This window comes from Serratia sp. L9, assembly GCF_050632285.1.
GTDB lineage: Bacteria > Pseudomonadota > Gammaproteobacteria > Enterobacterales > Enterobacteriaceae > Chania.
On record NZ_CP192591.1, the window covers coordinates 4,894,754 to 4,912,729 of the forward strand.

Sequence of the window (17,976 nt, forward strand, 5' to 3'; positions counted from 1 at the left end):
TACATATTTTTCTTATCTCTTAGGATCAGCGGTTATAAAAGTTATCTGATACGTAAAGAGTAAAACTGATGGAACATGAATACGGAAGCAAACGCCCACTCTACATCCCCTACGCAGGCCCGATCCTGTTGGAATTCCCGCTGCTGAACAAAGGGAGTGCCTTCACCGAAGAAGAGCGTAGCAATTTCAACCTGCACGGCCTGCTGCCAGAAGCGGTAGAAACCATCGAGGAACAGGTCGAACGCGCCTATCGCCAATACCAGGACTTCAAGAACGACAACGACAAACATATCTACCTGCGCAATATTCAAGACACTAATGAAACCCTGTTTTATCGCATGTTGGACTCACACCTGAGCGAGATGATGCCCATCATCTACACGCCAACCGTGGGCGAAGCCTGTGAGCATTTCTCCGATATCTATCGCCGTGCGCGCGGGTTATTTATCTCCTACCCAAATCGCGATCGCATTGACGATATGCTGCAAAACGCCACCAAACAGAACGTTAAAGTGATCGTAGTGACCGATGGCGAACGCATTCTAGGTCTGGGTGACCAAGGCATTGGTGGCATGGGTATCCCTATTGGCAAGCTCTCGCTCTATACCGCCTGCGGTGGCATCAGCCCAGCCTATACGCTGCCAGTCGTGCTGGACGTCGGCACCAACAACCCGCAACGGCTGAACGATCCGCTGTATATGGGTTGGCGTCACCCGCGTATTTCTGGCGACGAGTATCACGCCTTTGTGGAAGAGTTCATTCAGGCGGTGAAACGCCGTTGGCCGAATGTGTTGTTGCAGTTCGAAGATTTTGCCCAGAACAACGCCACGCCGCTGCTGAATCGCTATCGTGATGAGCTGTGCTGCTTCAATGATGATATTCAAGGCACCGCCGCCGTGACGCTCGGCAGCCTGATCGCCGCCAGCCGTGCCGCAGGCAGCCAGTTGCGTGACCAAACCGTGACCTTCCTTGGTGCCGGGTCCGCCGGTTGTGGCATTGCCGAGCAAATCATTGCGCAGATGAAATCCGAAGGCCTGAGCGAAGAAGAAGCCCGTGCCAAGGTCTTTATGGTGGACCGCTTTGGCCTGCTGACGGACAAACTGCCGAACCTGCTCGACTTCCAGAGCAAGCTGGTTCAGAAAAGTGAGAACCTGGCCGCGTGGCAGGTGGAGAGTGATGCGATCTCGCTGCTGGAAGTCGTGCGCAACGCGAAACCTACCATTTTGATTGGCGTATCCGGCCAGCCGGGGTTGTTTACCGAAGAGCTGATCCGCGAAATGCATAAGCATTGCCCGCGCCCGATCGTAATGCCGCTGTCAAACCCCACCTCCCGTGTGGAAGCCCGCCCAGAAGATATCATCAACTGGACAGAAGGTGCGGCGCTGGTAGCCACCGGTAGCCCGTTCTCCGCGGTAACCTATAAAGAGCAGCAATTCCCGATTGCCCAATGCAACAACTCCTATATCTTCCCGGGGATTGGCCTTGGCGTGCTGGCCGCAGGGGCCACGCGTGTTACCGATGCCATGCTGATGGCTGCCAGCCGAGCACTGGCGGATTGTTCACCGCTGGCCACTGACGGCCATGGCGCACTGCTGCCGAATATTGACGATATTCAAGGCGTATCCAAATGCATCGCCATGGAGGTAGGCAAGGCTGCCCAATTGCAAGGTGTGGCGGTAGTGACTTCGGAAGAAGCGCTCTCCAAAGCCATTGAGCACAACTTCTGGCGCCCACAATACCGCAGCTACAAACGGACTTCGTTCTAAACCTGATAGCGGGGTCTGGCTTGCAGGCCCCGTCATTCTCTTCGCGTAATAAACAACTGCTGAAAAATACAGCGTAATGCCCGGGGTAAGCGGCTCACCGCTTGCGTCAGCCGGACAGGTAAAGTAGCCTTGAGTCTTACTTAAGCAACCGTGCGCGCAAGGCAACAACATGTGGAAACGCCTGATAATTAGCCTGTTCATCATCATTTCATTGTTGATGCTGACGGCTATTGCGCTCGATCGCTGGATAAGCTGGAAAACTGCCCCTTACGTTTATGATGAACTGCAGGGATTACCGCACCGCCAGGTCGGCGTTGTGCTTGGTACTGCCAAATATTATCGCACCGGCGTCATCAACCAGTATTATCGCTACCGCATTCAGGGTGCGATTAACGCCTATAACAGCGGAAAGGTGAAAACCCTGTTGTTGAGCGGGGATAATGCCCAGCAGAGCTACAACGAACCTATGACCATGCGCCGCGATTTACTGGCCGCAGGGGTTGCGCCAAGCGATATCGTACTTGATTACGCCGGGTTCCGTACCCTCGACTCCATCGTGCGCACCCGCAAGGTGTTCGACACCAACGACTTTATCATCATCACCCAGCGCTTCCACTGCGAACGTGCGCTGTTTATCGCCTTGCATATGGGCATCCAGGCTCAGTGTTATGCGGTGCCGTCCCCCAAAGATATGATGACGGTACGTGCCCGTGAGATTTTCGCCCGCCTCGGCGCACTGACTGACCTGTATATCCTCAAGCGCGAACCCCGCTTTCTTGGGCCGCTGATCCCGATATCGTCAATGCACGACATCCCGCAAGATGCCCAGGGTTACCCTGCGGTATCACCAGAACAGTTGCTGGAACTGGAACACAAACTGGCGGCAGAAAAACAAAAGGCTCAAGAGAAAAAGAGTTGAGGTTTGTTTGATGCGACACCCTCCCCACGGGTTACTTTTCTCCCTTATCCCGCAGCGCTCCTGAAACTGGCCGTTTCCCCCTGGTGCTGGATTAAGGGGACGTTGGCGATCGATGCAGGGCAATCGACTGGCTCAATCGGTTCCCTCTCCTGCGGGGAAAGGTTTAGGGAGAGAGGAATTGCCAACGCCAGCAAAACAAAACGGCCAGCAATGGCTGGCCGCGGTCATAACCGGATCATTATTTTTTCTTGGCGTACTTCAGCGAGTCCAGCGCTACCGCAAAGATGATAATGCCGCCCTTGATAATATACTGCCAGTAAGGGTTTACACCGATGTAGGTCAGGCCGTAGTTGATCACGGTAAAGATGATCACCCCGGTCACCACCCCCAGCACCGTTCCTACCCCACCGGCAAATGACACCCCGCCGACCACACAGGCGGCGATGGCGTCCAGTTCATACATAAAACCGAGGTTGTTGGTGGCGCTACCGATACGGCCAGCTTCCAGTAAACCGCCAAAGGCATAGAACACGCCAGACAGCGCATAGATCATGATCAGGTTCAACGGCACGTTGACGCCAGAGACTTTCGCCGCTTCCGGGTTGCCGCCGATAGCGAAGATATTCTTGCCGAAGCGGGTTTTATTCCACAGGATCCACACCAGAATAATCGCGATAATGGCGTAGAAGGTGATATACGACAGCTTGAAGTCACCGAATCGCAAGAATCCCTGAGCAAAGCTGGAGAACTTCGGATCGAACCCCGCCACCGGCGAAGCACCAACGTAATCGTAATACAGCGAGTTAATGCCATAGACGATAATCATGGTGCCTAAAGTGGTAATAAACGGCGTCACGTTGAGGTAGGCGATAATCAGGCCGTTCACCAGGCCAATCACCGCACCCACCGCACAAACCAGCAGGATCACCAGCGGGATCGACCAGGTTTCCATCTGTGGGAAAACTTTATTGACGTTATCCATCGATTGTAGCAAGGTCGCGGCAATCACCGCCGCCAGCCCCACTTGCCGCCCGGCAGAAAGGTCAGTCCCCTGGGTGACGATCAACCCGGCAACACCCAGCGCGATAATAATACGCACCGAAGATTGGGTCAGGATATTACTCAGGTTCATCAGGCTCAAAAACGTCGGATCCTGGATAATAATAATGGCCAGCAACACCAGCAAGACCACATAAATGCCACCTTCTTTAAAATAGGTGAACAGAGTTTTTTTATTAAGCGCGCTCATATTTACGATCCTTAAAGATGCAAGGAGGCTAATCGCAATATTTCATTTTGCGAGGTCTGTTTGGTATTCACGATGCCCGCAACCTGACCATTACTCATCACCAATATTCTGTCGGTAATTCCCAAAAGCTCCGGCATTTCAGAAGAGATAATGATGATCCCCTTGCCCTTCTTCGCCAATTCGGTCATTAACTGATAAATTTCAAATTTGGCCCCCACGTCAATACCGCGTGTCGGCTCATCCATCATCAAGATTTCCGGCTGTGTCAGTAGCCAACGGCCAATAATCACCTTTTGCTGGTTACCACCGGAAAGCGAGCCAATATTGGTATGGTGGCCCGGTGTTTTCACCCGCATGGCGTCGATCACCCATTGGGTGTCACTTTTCATCCGCGAGTTATCCAGCAACCCCATTTTGTTTTTGTAATGCCGGATATTGGAGATCAGCGAGTTAAAGCCAATATCCAGATAGGCATAGATGCCGGTTGAACGCCGTTCTTCTGTCACCAGCGCAAAGCCATGATTGATAGCTTCGTTGGCGCTGTTATTGTTGATACTCTTGCCATGCAGCTTGATGGTGCCACTGACTTTCTCGCGGATACCAAACAGGGTTTCCACAATATCGGTACGCTTGGCGCCCACCAGGCCAGCGATGCCCAGGATCTCTCCTTTATGTAAATCAAAGGAGATGTCACGAATCGATGGCTGGCGCAATGAAGTGAGGTTTTTCACCTCAAGAATCACCTCTTCCGGCGTATTCTGGCGATCGGGGAAACGCTGGCTCAGCGAACGGCCCACCATCATCGAGATAATCTTGTCCATATCCAGCCCTTCCAGCGGCTGGGTAATAATCCATTGGCCATCGCGCAGAATGGTGATTTCATCACACAGTTGGAAAATCTCTTCCATCTTATGCGAGATATAAACGATACCGCAGCCACGCTCTTTCAGTTTACGGATAATGGTGAACAGATGGTTGACCTCTTTCTCCGTCAGAGAAGATGTCGGCTCATCCATAATCACTATTTTGGCGTTATAGGAGAACGCCTTGGCTATTTCGATCATCTGCATCTGTGATACCGAGAGCGTGCCAACTTTAGCGCGCGGGTCAATATCAATATCCAGCTCGTCGAATATTGCCTTGGTGTCTTTATACATCTTGTCCTGATCGACAAACAGGCCTTTGGTTGGATAACGCCCCAGCCACATGTTGTCCATCACGGTACGTTGCAGAACCAGGTTTAATTCCTGATGCACCATCGAAACGCCGTGTTCCAGCGCCTCTTTGGAGCTTTTGAAATCAATTTCCTGCCCCTGAAACAGAATACTGCCGGAATCCTTTTTATAAATGCCAAACAGGCATTTTAATAACGTTGATTTTCCAGCGCCGTTTTCCCCCATTAATGCATGAATGGAGTGTGGACGTACGCGCAAATTCACATTATCTAATGCCTTTACGCCGGGAAACGACTTGTTGATGTCGGTCATTTCCAGCAGCCACTCACTCGAGTTATCGGCCATAAATAGTCCTGGCTAAATCTGGAGCCTGCTCTCCCCCGGCCTTCGCAAGAAAGTGATGGGAGATAAACGGGTTCTTATAATAAGTTCCCCCGCTGATAGCCAGCGGGGGCATTGCCTGTTCTCGCAGATTATTTAACGAATTGAGACAGGTTATCTTTATCTACGCCCACGTAAGGGATACGCACGATTTTTGCGACGATCTTATACGGGGTGCCGTCTGCAGCCGGTTTGCCCGCAGCCAGATTTTTTGCCAGATCGAAGGTGGCTTTAGCCTGGTTGTTGGCATCGTTCAGCACGGTACCGGCCATGGCACCAGATTTGACCAGCGCCAGCGCTTCTGGCAGGGCATCTACACCAAATACCGGAATGCTGCTCTTGTTGTGGGCTTTCAGTGCTTCAACCGCGCCCATAGCCATTGCGTCGTTGTTGGCAATCACCACTTCAATCTTGTTAGCATTAGGGCCAGACAACCAGGCATCCATCTTGTCTTTAGCCTGAGCAGTGTCCCACATCGCGGTATCCATCTGCAGTTGCTGAGTTTTATCACCCTTTTCATTCAAGGTCTTAACCACATAAGTGGTACGCGCTTCCGCATCTGGATGGCCCGGTTCACCTTTCAGCAACACATATTGGATCTGGCCGTCTTTGTTCAGATCCCAGGCTGGGTTGGCTTTCCAGTGCTTGGCAATCAGTTCACCCTGGATCACCCCAGACTCTTTAGAGTCGGTGCCGACGTAATAAGCCTTGTCATAGCTGTCCAACGCCTTGCGGGAAGGTTCTTTGTTGTAGAACACCACCGGAATATCGTTAGCGCGCGCTTTATCAATCACCACCGGAGCGGCGGCAGGATCCACCAGGTTAATCGCCAGCGCTTTGACACCCTTGGCAATCAGTACGTCGATCTGATCGTTCTGCTTGGACTGGTCATTCTGCGAGTCATTCATCAGCAGGGTGATATCTGGAGAAGCCTTGGCTTCTTTCTCAATCGCTTTACGAACTACCGACATAAAGTTGTCGTCATATTTATAAATGGTGACGCCAATACGGGTATCTGCGTGAGCGGCAGCGCCAAACATCATGCTTGCGGCCAGCGCGGCCAGGGTGAAAACCTTCTTATTCATTGTCTGTCTCCGGTTATATAGGGTCGTACTCGGTATAAAGCTAATTACCCATCGCCTTTCAAGCTGCAGCGTTGTCAGCTGCGGGCAGGCCTGGCAGTTTTCAATAAATCCCGGTCATCCTTGAATCTTGTTATTGGTAATGCTGTGTCAGCGCTTGGTTAAAATCTTAGGTTGGCAAGAGCCTTTGCGCCGGAAAACGCCTAGAGCATAGACGCCACGATGTTAATATTCTGTGAATTTTCTCACAGATTGAAAACGGTTACACAACAATAAATGTTCAGAGAGTGACCGAAGCCTCATTTTGCCAAGGAGCCACCGAGTGGCGGCGTACCAGGGTTGGCATGAACAAGTGAGAAGCCTGTGGCTCCAGTAGCCCGGCAGCGCCTTTCAGCGCCAGCTCTGTCGCTAAGGTCGCCATGGAAACGATGGGATAACGGATGGTAGTCAGCTTGGGGCTGGTATAGCGCGCAATGGGGATATCATCAAAACCCACCAGCGAGAAATGCTGCGGCACCGTGATACCGTTTTCCTTCAGAACCGCCATTGCACCAGCCGCCATGGCGTCGTTGTAGGCAAACACTGCGCTCAGATGCAAATTGCGGCCCAGCAGTTCTACCATTGCCGCTTCACCGCCCTGCAGGTCCGGTGAACCATAGGCACGCCAACTGTCCGGGGCGGAGAAGCCTGCCGCCGCCAGCGCCTGGCAATACCCTTGCTGGCGCAGCGGGCCATCTTCAATCGGGTGATTGGATCCCAGATAACCAATCCGCTGATGCCCTTGAGAAAGCAGCAGACGCATGGCAACCTCTGCACCAAACACGTTATCCAGGCCGACACAGCGATGCTCATAGCCTGTTACAATCCTGTTAATCAGCACCATACCCGGCACCTGATCCATAAAGGCAATCAGTTCCGCATCGCACAAGGCTTTAGCATGTACAATCAGGGCATTACAGCGTTGGCGGATCAGGATCTCGATGGCGTGGCGTTCTTTATCTGCCTGATGATAGCTGTTGCCGATCAACAGGTATTTGTGGTTTTGCTGCGCCACAGTGTCTACCGCTTTCACCAGGGCACCAAAGAACGGATCCGAGACATCCATCACCACCACACCCAGGGTTTCGCTACTCTGGGTCGCCAAGGCCTGGGCGTTGGCATTTGGCCGATATCCCAATTCTGCAACGGCCTTAAGTACCTGTTCTCGCGTCTCTTTACTGGTCAGGGCACTGTTATTCAGCACGCGTGACACGGTGGCCACGGAAACGCCTGCGCGTTTAGCGACATCGCGAATGGTGCTCGGATGAACAGAGTTCATGAAACGTCCTGAGGTCGGCAGAGTTGATAATGGCGCTATCCTACTCTGTTTTTCATCCTCCTCAGCGTGAATTACGTCACAGGAAAGAAAACGTTTACATACATTTTTTTAACCTGTCTGCGTCAGATCTCATTTTGTTGCCTGATGAGTCCCTTCGCCAGCGGCAAGGGCCGTCAGTCTGCGCCACAGCCACTCCATCGGGCCCTGCGAGAAATAACGCAACCATAGGTTTGAAATCAAAAGGTTAGCCAGCCAGACCAGCGGAACAATGGCCAAAAGCTGCCACCGATCGAGCTGCTGATAGAGGCCGAAACGGTAAAAGAGCGTGGTGCAGATCAAGGTTTGCAGCAGGTAATTGCTTAACGCCATGCGCCCAACCTGGGACAACCAATGGCTGATACGCAGGTGTGAAAGGGTTGGCCAGAAACCATAAACCAGGGCCAGGTAGCCCATCGCCTGCAGGGGAGAACCTAATTCACGCGGCACCTGCAACAGAAAACCACTCCAGCGATAGTCCCAATTCAGCCGCCACTGCAATACCACGCCTGGCAACTGGATCAGCAATGAAAGCGGTATCAGCCAGGCCGCCTGGCGCAAATAGTAGGCAGGGGGATAGCTATTGCGCAGCCAACCGCTGCGCATCAGGCCAGCACCGAACAGCATCAAACCTGCCAGTTGCCAGCCGTACTGCGCACCTATCGCCAGCAGGCTGGAAGAAAGTAAGTCCACACGGTTGCGCCAGGCCTCTACCCCGCCCTGCAGCTTCCAGAATTTCTCATATTGTAATTCTGCCACGCCAGGCAGCCAGAAACTGTTTGGCTCACCGGGAGAGATAAAACCCAATAGCAGCAACACCGCAATGCCAATCAGATACAGCACCACGCCGGTTTTCAGCAGCGTATAGGTATTGGGCGCATCGCGGATCATGCGCCAGCACACCAGTCCAATCAGCCCATAGGCCAGCAGGATATCGCCGTCCCACATAAAGATGGCATGGCCCAGACCAAACAACACCAACCACGATAAACGGGCACGAACCCAGCCTTTGCCACGCCGCAACAATAGCTGCAAACCAGCCCCAAACAGCAAGGCAAACATAGCCAGAAACTTAACCTGAACGAACAGATCCAACAAAGCCCAGGTCCAGGCATCGCGGTCGGAAGGCACCCCGAGATAGGCCGGATTGAGATAGGCGGCTTTCGGCAAACCAAAGGCGCTGATATTCAGCAGCAAGATACCGAGAATGGCGATACCGCGTACACAATCCAATGTGGCAATACGTGGTCGCGCGGGTGTTTCGTTAGCGTTCATTTTATACCGCAGTGTTTCAATCAGTAAAAAGGCGCCCGCAGGCGCCTGTTATCTTTGTGTTCGAAGAACCTGCCACCCTTATTGATGATGACGCACCGCACGCAGGAATTCCTGGCGGGTATTCTGGCTAGACTTGAACAAGCCACCCAACGAGGTCGTGGTGGTCGCGCTGGTCGCATCACGGATCCCCCGGGCTTTGACACAATAATGGACCGCATCAATCGATACCGCCACATTGTTGGTACCGAGCAAAGTTTGCAATGCCACCAGGATCTGCTGGGTCAGCCTCTCCTGCACCTGCGGACGCTGAGCAAAGAATTGCACAATACGGTTTATTTTCGACAGGCCAATCACCGAGTCTTTGGGAATATAAGCCACCGTGGCTTTGCCATCAATGGTAACAAAGTGGTGTTCGCAGGTGCTGGTGAGCGTAATATCACGCACCGTCACCATTTCATCCACTTTCATCTTGTTCTGGATAACGGTAATTTTGGGGAAGTTGGCATAATCCAGGCCGGAGAAAATCTCGTCGACATACATTTTCGCAATGCGGTGCGGGGTTTCAGCCAGGCTGTCATCAGATAAATCGAGATTCAGCAGCAACATGATTTCCGTCATATGCTCTTTAATACGGCGCTTACGCGTCTCACGATCCAATACTTCCCCACGCAACGGGGTTTCCAGGCCGCGCGCTTCAAGCGCCGCGTGAACCAGTGCAGCTTCATTACTCAACGATGTCATGGCGTGTCTCCAGCAGTACCTGCTATACCGAAACCAGCAGGTTAGCGATGTCTTATTCTTTATAACAGCAGGGTTGCAGTGCGCTATACCCTATGGATTTCAAGTTATACCTAGGCACCCAGCTCACTCATCTCTTAGCGCTGACTTCAGTCAGTGGCTGGGGTGAGTGAGTGCAGGTAACAACGCTATAGCTTGAAAAACGACGGGTATAACGTGATGTCGATCATTATTTTCATCTACTCTAGATGAGAGTGAGACGTTAATCCAGTGATTGTCTTTCATCCCTGTATGAAATTTCCGCATCCGGCCCACAACAGGCTGGCTGCGGCTATCCCATACTATTTGTACGGAATTCAATCAGGGTAACGTCAGCTTGCTGGACATCGCCCGCACCGGCGTATTGATCACCAACACCCCGGCGATCACCAACCCGACCACAGCGACATATAATGCCGGTTCAAGGCGATGGGTTAGCGCGGTGGAGAGCGCAGAAAGCATCGGGCCAACCAGTTGACCAATGGCATATCCAGTAGTCAGCAGCCCTGCCATATAACGGGCATGATGGGGTGCCAGCTCCCGGCCATGCTGGATGGAAAGCTGTACCACGCTAAGAAACCCCCGCCGGTCAACAGCGCTCCCAGAGCCAAACCGGTAACGCCCGGCACCACTTCGGCGCACAGCACCCCAAGTGCCTGCACCCACAGGGTGATAGCCAGACGAGTCTGTGTGGTGAGCTTATGACGGGTCAGAATACCGATGATAATCCCCAGCACCGCGGCACCCCCGAAAATCGGCCAGACAAACTGGGCAAACAGGCTGTCCGGGAAACGGGCCGTCGCCATTTGGGAAAGGAATGTCGCAGGCAGGATATAACCAAAACCGGCCAGGCTGTAACTCCACACCAGGCGCTTTAATGCAGGCGTCAGTATCAACGGCTCCAGCGGCATATCTGGGCGATGCAACTCCCCGGTTCGCGGCAGATTGACGCTAATGGCCCCAACCAGCACCAGCGCCAGCACACCATATACCAGCCAGGCCTGTGAAGCGCTCAGTGCCAGGCTGTGGATCGCAACCGCCAGCATACCGCTGATAAAAATCCCGGCCCCTGGCCCGGCAAACACGGCGGCACTCAACGCCGGGCGGCCATAGTGAGCCAAACGCTCGTTGGTCCAGGCGGCAACCAGCACCATTGACCAACCACTGGCCCAGCCAATGGCAAAACGCACCGCACCGTGCCACCACTCGCCCTCAACCACCGCAGACAACAGCGTCAGGGCTACCGCCCCCCACACGCCGAGCCACAAACGGCATTCCACATGGCGGTTGGCCCGCATCGCGTCGTAGGCTCCGCACAGATACCCCAGGTAGTTCAGTGCTGCCACCAGCCCGGCCCCGGTCAGGCTGAATTGATGCTCAGCAATCATCAACGGCACCTGTGGGGTAAAGGCAAAGCGGCCGATACCCATCGCCACAATCAACACAATAAAGCCGCTCAATGCAATTCTTAACGCCATGGGTGTATCCAGCCTGTTAAAAGAAAGTTGCGACTATCATGCCGCAGTATTAAACTCACAAAAACTGAATAATGCTTATCAAGTTCATCACGAAAAGAGAAAGTTATGGATCTGACCCAATTGCGCATGTTCTGCAGCGTGGCCGAAACCGGCTCCGTCGCCCGCGCAGCCGAGCAACTGCATCGCGTGCCGTCAAACCTGACCACGCGCCTGCGCCAGCTCGAGCTGGAACTGGGCACCGATCTGTTCATTCGAGAGAAGCAGCGTCTGCGGCTCTCGCCGATGGGCCATAATTTTCTTTGCTACGCCCAACGGATCCTGGCACTGAGTGAAGAAGCGATGAGTATCACCCACGCCGGTAAACCCGCTGGCAACTTTGCGCTAGGCTCAATGGAGAGTACGGCAGCCACCAGATTGCCCACCTTGCTGGCAGCTTACCACCAGCGATTTCCACAGGTTTCGCTTTCTCTGACCACCGGCACCTCGGGGGAGATCACCGAGCGTGTGCGTGCAGGCACGCTGGCCGCCGCGCTGGTGGATGGCCCATTACAGCATGACGAGTTAAACGGCTGTATCGCTTTCCCGGAACGTATGGTGGTCATCTCCTGCCTGGATCATGCCCCCATTGCAACGGCTCAGGATGCCAAGGGGGAAACCCTGTTTGCCTTCCGCGCCAGTTGCTCCTATCGCCTGCGGCTGGAATCCTGGTTCAAGCGAGATGGCTCAATCCCAGGCCCAGTCATGGAGATCCAGTCTTATCATGCCATGCTGGCCTGCGTCGCCAGCGGGGCCGGTTTAGCGATGATCCCGCACTCGGTGCTGAGCCTGCTGCCGGGCTATCAACGGGTTAAAGTCCATGCACTCCCGGCAGATATTGCCGAGACCGCCACCTGGCTGTTATGGCGGCGCGATGCGTTCGGGCCAAACGTGCGTGCTTTGAAAGAACTGATTATAGAACAGGCCGAAATCAAGGAGGTGGGCGCCGAGTCCACGCCGTTGACAGAGCCAGTGCCACGAGAATTAAAGCCTATCCAGAAGAGGAAAATCGAATGAAAATGATTAAAACCCGCGCCGCCGTGGCTTGGGGCCCTAACCAGCCGCTGACGATTGAAGAAGTCGATCTGATGCCGCCACAGAAAGGTGAAGTGCTGGTTCGGATCGTCGCCACCGGCGTTTGCCACACCGATGCCTACACGCTTTCCGGCAAGGATCCGGAAGGCGTATTTCCGGCGATTCTTGGCCACGAAGGCGGCGGGATCGTCGAAGCCATTGGTGAGGGAGTCACCAGCGTTGCCGTCGGCGATCATGTGATCCCGTTGTACACGCCGGAATGCGGTGAATGTAAGTTCTGTAAATCGGGTAAAACCAACCTGTGCCAGGCCATTCGCACCACTCAGGGCAAGGGGTTGATGCCAGACGGCACCACCCGCTTCTTTAAGGATGGCAAGCCGATCTTCCACTATATGGGCACTTCCACCTTTGCCGAGCGCACCGTCGTACCGGAAATCTCACTGGCAAAAATCAGTAAAGAAGCCCCGCTGGAAGAAGTCTGTCTGCTCGGTTGTGGCGTCACCACCGGCATGGGTGCCGTGCTGAATACCGCCAAGGTAAAAGCTGGCGATACCGTGGCAATCTTCGGCCTGGGCGGTATCGGCCTTTCGGCGATCATCGGCGCACAGATGGCCGGTGCCAGCCGCATTATCGGCATTGATATCAACACCAGCAAGTTCGAACTGGCCCGCAAGCTGGGCGCAACCGACCTGATTAACCCGAAAGATTACGACAAGCCGATTCAGGAAGTGATCGTTGAATTGACCGACGGCGGCGTCGATTTCTCCTTTGAGTGCATCGGCAACGTCAACGTGATGCGCTCTGCGTTGGAATGCTGCCACAAAGGTTGGGGGAGTCGGTGATTATTGGCGTTGCCGGTGCAGGTGAGGAGATTGCTACCCGCCCATTCCAACTGGTTACCGGGCGCGTCTGGCGCGGTTCGGCCTTTGGTGGGGTGAAAGGCCGCAGCCAGTTGCCAGGCATTGTACAACGCTATATGGATGGCGAATTTGCGCTGAATGACTTTATCACCCACACCCTGGGGCTGGAGCAGATTAACGACGCGTTCGACCTGATGCATGAAGGCAAGTCTATCCGTTCCGTGATCCATTTCGATAAATAAGCCAGGAGGCAGAAGATGTACCCGTCATTAGAACTTCTCGAAGAGCACCGCATGTTCGGTGGCTGGCAACAACGTTACCGCCATGCGGCGCAGAGCCTGAATTGCAACATGACTTTCAGCATCTATCTGCCGCCACCACGCGATGATAACCCGCCGCCGGTGTTGTATTGGCTTTCAGGGCTGACCTGCAATGATGAAAACTTCACCCTGAAAGCCGGTGCTCAGCGCGTTGCCGCTGAATTAGGCCTGGTGCTGGTGATGGCAGATACCAGCCCACGTGGGGATGAGGTGCCAAACGATGAAGGTTACGATCTGGGCCAGGGGGCGGGGTTTTATCTCAACGCCACCCAGGCTCCGTGGGATAAGCATTTTCGTATGTTTGATTACATCAGCGATGAGTTGCCTGCGCTGATCAAACAGCATTTCAGCGTCAGCGATCGGCAGTCTATCTCTGGCCATTCGATGGGTGGCCATGGTGCCCTGATGATGGCTCTACGTCACCCGCAGCGTTTCCGCTCGGTGTCGGCCTTTGCCCCTATCGTCAACCCTTGTCAGGTGCCGTGGGGCCGTAAGGCCTTGACAGCCTATCTGGGCAGTGACGAAAGCCAGTGGTTGCAGTATGACAGTTGTCACCTGCTGGCCAACGGCGCAGAGAAACTACCGGTACTGGTCGATCAGGGAGACGGCGATCAGTTCCTGGCGGATCAACTGCAACCGGCAAAACTGGCCGAACTGGCGCGCCAGCGCGATTGGCCGTTAACCTTGCGCATTCAGCCAGGTTACGACCATAGCTACTTCACCATCGCTACGTTTATTGAAGATCATCTGCGTTTTCATGCGGAGCATCTGTTCCGCTGAGTGTTGGTCCCCTCTCCTGAAGGAGAGGGGACCAATACGCCTCGATATTCATCCTTTCAGCTTGGGATCCAGCGCATCGCGCAGCCCATCACCCAGCAGGTTAAACGCCAGCACGGTGAGGAAAATAGCCAGGCTCGGGAAAATTGCCACGTGCGGAGCAATCACCATATCCGCCCGAGCTTCATTGAGCATTGCCCCCCATTCCGGCGTCGGCGGTTGCGCACCCAAACCAAGAAACGAAAGGCTGGCAGCGGTGATAATCGAAGTACCAATCCGCATGGTGAAATACACCACGATAGAAGAGATGGTGCCAGGCAGGATATGCCGCAGAATGATAGTCCAATCAGAAGCACCGATGCTGCGCGCCGATTCGATATAAGTCAGGTGTTTCAGCACCAGCGTATTGCCACGGACCAAACGGGCGAACGCCGGGATGCTGAATATAGCCACGGCCACAATCACGTTGGCCATTCCGCTGCCCATGATCGCCACGACCCCAATCGCTAACAGAATGCCGGGGAAAGCAAACAGCACGTCGCTGATACGCATCACAATGCGATCCCACCAACCTTCGTAATATCCCGCCAGTAGCCCGAGCAGCGTGCCTATCGCGCCCCCCACCAGAACCGAGAACACACCGGCGGCCAAGGAAATGCGTGCCCCCATCAGAATACGGCTGAAAATATCACGGCCCAGCGAATCAACCCCCAGCAAATGCACCCATGAAGGGCCCTCATTCAAGCGATCGTAATCGAAGTAGTTTTCGGCATCATAGGGCACCAGATAAGGTGCCAGCAGCGCGGCAGCGACCAGCAATAACACCAACAGCCCGGCCGCCATCGCTACATGCTGGCGACGAAAACGGCGCCAGAACTCACGCCACGGGGTGCGCACCGCATGCGTGTTAACCACCGGCATTGCCTTGAGTGCGGCATTACGCCGCCAATACTTGATCATGCGGCCTGCCTATTTGTAGCGAATCGAAGGGTTGATGGCCGCATACAGCATATCCACCAACAGGTTGATCAAAATAAACTCCAGTGAGAACAGCAATACTTCTGCCTGGATCACCGGATAATCACGCATTTCCACCGAGTCCACCAGCAAACGCCCTAGCCCTGGCCAGTTGAACACTTTCTCGACCACAATCGAGCCGCCGAGCAGAAAACCAAACTGTAACCCCATCATGGTGACCACCGGGATCATGGCGTTGCGCAGCCCGTGTTTGACGATCACCAACGGCTCCCGCACACCTTTGGCGCGAGCGGTGCGCATGTAATCCTCCTGCATCACCTCCACAAACGAGGCACGGGTAAAACGGGCCATCACCGCCGCCACCGCAGCGCCAAGCGTAATGGAGGGCAGGATGTAGTGCCGCCAGCTATCGGCCCCGACCGTGGGCAGCCAACCGAGATTGACCGAAAAAACCTGCATCAGCAGCATCCCCAACGCAAAGGCCGGGAAAGAGATGCCGGAGACCGCCAAGGTCATCCCCAGCCGATCCGGCCAGCGGTTACGCCACACGGCGGATACCATGCCGATAGCCATACCAAAGATCACCGCCCATACCATGCTGGTGACGGTAAGCCAGAAAGTGGGCATAAAACGCGAGGCGATTTCTTCACTCACCGGGCGTTTGGAAACCATCGACGTGCCAAAATCGCCTTGCAGAATATTCACAAAGAAACGCACAAACTGTTGTGGCAGCGGTTTATCCAGCCCCAGATCCTGGCGCACCAATTGGACAACGGCTTCATCTGCATCCTGCCCGGCCACCAGCCGTGCCGGATCGCCAGGCAGCATATGGACGAACAAAAACACCAATACCGCCACGATCAGCAGCGTCGGGATCAGGCCCAGCAGGCGTTTAAGAAAGTAATTAAGCATTGCGCATAAATCCCCTCACGCCGCCTTTCCCTACAGCGGAAAGGCGGCGATCAGTCTCTTATTTCAAATCCGCGTTATCAAAGCTAAACGAGGTGTCTGGCATCACGTAAAAACCGCTCAGCTGTTTGTTGTTGGCCGAGAGCAGGCGTTCGGTCACCAGGAAGATCCACGGGGCATCTGCCCAGATGCGATCCTGGGCATCTTTATATAATGCCTGTTTTTGGGCGCGATCGGTGGTGGCCAACGCATCGGCCAGCGCCTTGTCTACCTGCGGATTGCTGTAAAATGCGGTGTTGAACTGCTTCGGTGGGGCCGACTGGGTAGCAAATAGTGGGGTCAGTGCCCAATCGGCTTCGCCGGTTGAGGCAGACCAGCCGGTGTAGAACATGCGCACGCCAGTCTCTTTCACGCCCACACTTTCTACCTGTGCCGCACGCTGGCCAGCGTCCATCGCGGTCACCGTGACCTTCACCCCAACCTGCGCCAGTTGTTGCTGGGCAAACTGCAGCACTTTCTGCGCGGTGCTGTGGTTATGGGAAGACCACAACTGGGTGGTGAAGCCGTTCGGATAACCCGCTTCTTTCAGCAGTTCACGCGCCTTGTCCGGATTGTATGGCCAAGGATTATAACGCGTGGCAAAGTCGATTGCCGGTGGCACCGGGCCTTCCGCCGGAACGGCAAAGCCAGAGAAGGCGACTTTGATCAACGCCTCTTTGTTGATGGCATAGTTCAGCGCCTGACGGACTTTCGGGTTATCGAAAGGTTTCTGCGTGACGTTCATACTGATGTAACGTTGCAGGATCGACGGAGCCGCCACCAAATCCAGCTTGTCGTTTTTCTCCAGCACCTTGGCTTGCTCATAAGGGATCGGGAAGGCAAAGGTCGCTTCGCCGGTTTGCAGCATTGCCGCACGGGTGTTGTTATCCACCACCGGACGCCAGGTGATGCTGTCCAGCTTCGGTAAGCCCGCTTTCCAGTAACCGTCGAATTTCTTCACTTTCACATAGTCGGTCTGGTTCCAGATGTCAAACTGATAAGGGCCGGTGCCAACCGGGTGGAAACCGATCTCCTTGCCATATTGCTTGAGCGCCGCAGGCGAGATCATCACTGCCGCCGGGTGCGCCAGGTTGTTGATAAACGCCGAGAATGGCGCTTTCAGCACGATTTTGACCGTCGCCGGGTCCACCACCTCGGTTTTATCAATCATCTTGAACAGGTTATAGCGCTTGAGGTGGTTATCCGGGTTACTGGCACGATCCAGGTTAACCTTCACCGCCTCGGCATCAAACGCGGTGCCGTCGTGGAACTTCACCTGCGGATGAAGCTTGACGGTATAGGTCAGGCCATCTTTGCTCACCTCATAGCCGTCTGCCAGCACGTTCACCAGCTTCATGTCTTTATCAAAGCCGAACAATCCCTGATAGAAGGATTTGGCTACCGCCTGAGATAAGGTGTCGTTGGCATCATAAGGATCGAGGGTCGTGAAGTTAGAGGCCACGGCTATTACCGCATCCTTGGCTGCCCAGGCTGGGCCGGTAGCGGCGGCCAGCAGTACGGTGGCCAAAACATGACGCTTGAATGTGTGCTTAGTCATATTGCTTT

Annotated in this window: 13 protein-coding genes and 2 pseudogenes; 5 read left to right on the top strand and 10 right to left on the bottom strand. The window is 54.4% G+C overall.

Annotated features, from left to right (window positions below; genetic code table 11):
• The first annotated feature begins 68 nt into the window (after positions 1 to 68).
• Both ACQ86O_RS23235 and sanA read left to right on the top strand, forming a co-directional pair.
• Positions 69 to 1,766, top strand: a complete 1,698-nt coding sequence (locus ACQ86O_RS23235) for an NAD-dependent malic enzyme (RefSeq protein WP_431223047.1) — start codon at positions 69 to 71, stop codon at positions 1,764 to 1,766.
• A 169-nt stretch (positions 1,767 to 1,935) separates the two neighbouring features.
• Positions 1,936 to 2,685 (top strand): outer membrane permeability protein SanA, encoded by a 750-nt coding sequence (gene sanA / locus ACQ86O_RS23240; protein WP_431223048.1) that lies wholly within the window; start codon positions 1,936 to 1,938, stop codon positions 2,683 to 2,685.
• 238 nt (positions 2,686 to 2,923) lie between these two features.
• Here the strand turns inward: sanA and mglC are convergent, their stop codons facing one another.
• The 7 genes and pseudogenes from mglC to ACQ86O_RS23275 all read right to left on the bottom strand — a co-directional run bounded on the left by mglC (position 2,924) and on the right by ACQ86O_RS23275 (position 11,456).
• On the bottom strand, positions 2,924 to 3,934 hold the full coding sequence (mglC, locus tag ACQ86O_RS23245; RefSeq protein ID WP_431223049.1) for a galactose/methyl galactoside ABC transporter permease MglC: 1,011 nt from the start codon (positions 3,932 to 3,934) through the stop codon (positions 2,924 to 2,926).
• Positions 3,935 to 3,945: 11 nt separating this feature from the next.
• Complete coding sequence (gene mglA / locus ACQ86O_RS23250; RefSeq protein WP_431223050.1) at positions 3,946 to 5,454, bottom strand: galactose/methyl galactoside ABC transporter ATP-binding protein MglA; 1,509 nt, start codon at positions 5,452 to 5,454, stop codon at positions 3,946 to 3,948.
• 128 nt (positions 5,455 to 5,582) lie between these two features.
• Positions 5,583 to 6,575 carry a galactose/glucose ABC transporter substrate-binding protein MglB gene (gene mglB, locus ACQ86O_RS23255; protein WP_431223051.1) on the bottom strand — a complete coding sequence of 331 codons (993 nt, stop codon included), beginning with the start codon at positions 6,573 to 6,575 and terminating at the stop codon, positions 5,583 to 5,585.
• A gap of 277 nt (positions 6,576 to 6,852) precedes the next feature.
• Entirely contained in the window at positions 6,853 to 7,890 is a 1,038-nt protein-coding gene (gene galS / locus ACQ86O_RS23260; protein WP_431223052.1) for an HTH-type transcriptional regulator GalS, read from the bottom strand.
• A gap of 129 nt (positions 7,891 to 8,019) precedes the next feature.
• Positions 8,020 to 9,201, bottom strand: a complete 1,182-nt coding sequence (gene yeiB / locus ACQ86O_RS23265) for a DUF418 domain-containing protein YeiB (protein ID WP_431223053.1) — start codon at positions 9,199 to 9,201, stop codon at positions 8,020 to 8,022.
• 78 nt (positions 9,202 to 9,279) lie between these two features.
• On the bottom strand, positions 9,280 to 9,942 hold the full coding sequence (folE, locus tag ACQ86O_RS23270; protein WP_431223054.1) for a GTP cyclohydrolase I FolE: 663 nt from the start codon (positions 9,940 to 9,942) through the stop codon (positions 9,280 to 9,282).
• 357 nt (positions 9,943 to 10,299) lie between these two features.
• Positions 10,300 to 11,456 (bottom strand): annotated as a pseudogene (locus tag ACQ86O_RS23275) (YbfB/YjiJ family MFS transporter).
• A 105-nt stretch (positions 11,457 to 11,561) separates the two neighbouring features.
• Here ACQ86O_RS23275 and ptrR point away from each other — a divergent pair.
• The 3 genes and pseudogenes from ptrR (at position 11,562) to fghA (ending at position 14,487) form a co-directional block, all read left to right on the top strand.
• On the top strand, positions 11,562 to 12,509 hold the full coding sequence (gene ptrR, locus ACQ86O_RS23280; RefSeq protein ID WP_431223055.1) for a putrescine utilization regulator PtrR: 948 nt from the start codon (positions 11,562 to 11,564) through the stop codon (positions 12,507 to 12,509).
• Positions 12,506 to 13,629, top strand: a pseudogene (locus tag ACQ86O_RS23285) (S-(hydroxymethyl)glutathione dehydrogenase/class III alcohol dehydrogenase). The gene ptrR and the pseudogene ACQ86O_RS23285 overlap by 4 nt, the downstream one beginning before the upstream one ends.
• 15 nt (positions 13,630 to 13,644) lie before the next feature.
• A complete protein-coding gene (gene fghA / locus ACQ86O_RS23290; RefSeq protein WP_431223056.1) occupies positions 13,645 to 14,487 on the top strand; it encodes an S-formylglutathione hydrolase in 843 nt (280 codons plus the stop codon).
• Positions 14,488 to 14,535: 48 nt separating this feature from the next.
• On the opposite strand, the gene gsiD is transcribed toward fghA, so the two are convergent.
• Genes gsiD through gsiB form a run of 3 tightly spaced genes read right to left on the bottom strand, consistent with a single transcriptional unit; the run spans position 14,536 to position 17,968 of the window.
• Positions 14,536 to 15,444, bottom strand: a complete 909-nt coding sequence (gene gsiD, locus ACQ86O_RS23295; protein WP_431223057.1) for a glutathione ABC transporter permease GsiD — start codon at positions 15,442 to 15,444, stop codon at positions 14,536 to 14,538.
• A 9-nt stretch (positions 15,445 to 15,453) separates the two neighbouring features.
• Entirely contained in the window at positions 15,454 to 16,374 is a 921-nt protein-coding gene (gene gsiC / locus ACQ86O_RS23300) for a glutathione ABC transporter permease GsiC (protein ID WP_431223058.1), read from the bottom strand.
• 58 nt (positions 16,375 to 16,432) lie between these two features.
• Positions 16,433 to 17,968: a glutathione ABC transporter substrate-binding protein GsiB gene (gene gsiB, locus ACQ86O_RS23305; protein ID WP_431223059.1), complete on the bottom strand. Its 1,536-nt coding sequence runs from the start codon at positions 17,966 to 17,968 to the stop codon at positions 16,433 to 16,435.
• Positions 17,969 to 17,976 lie beyond the last annotated feature (8 nt).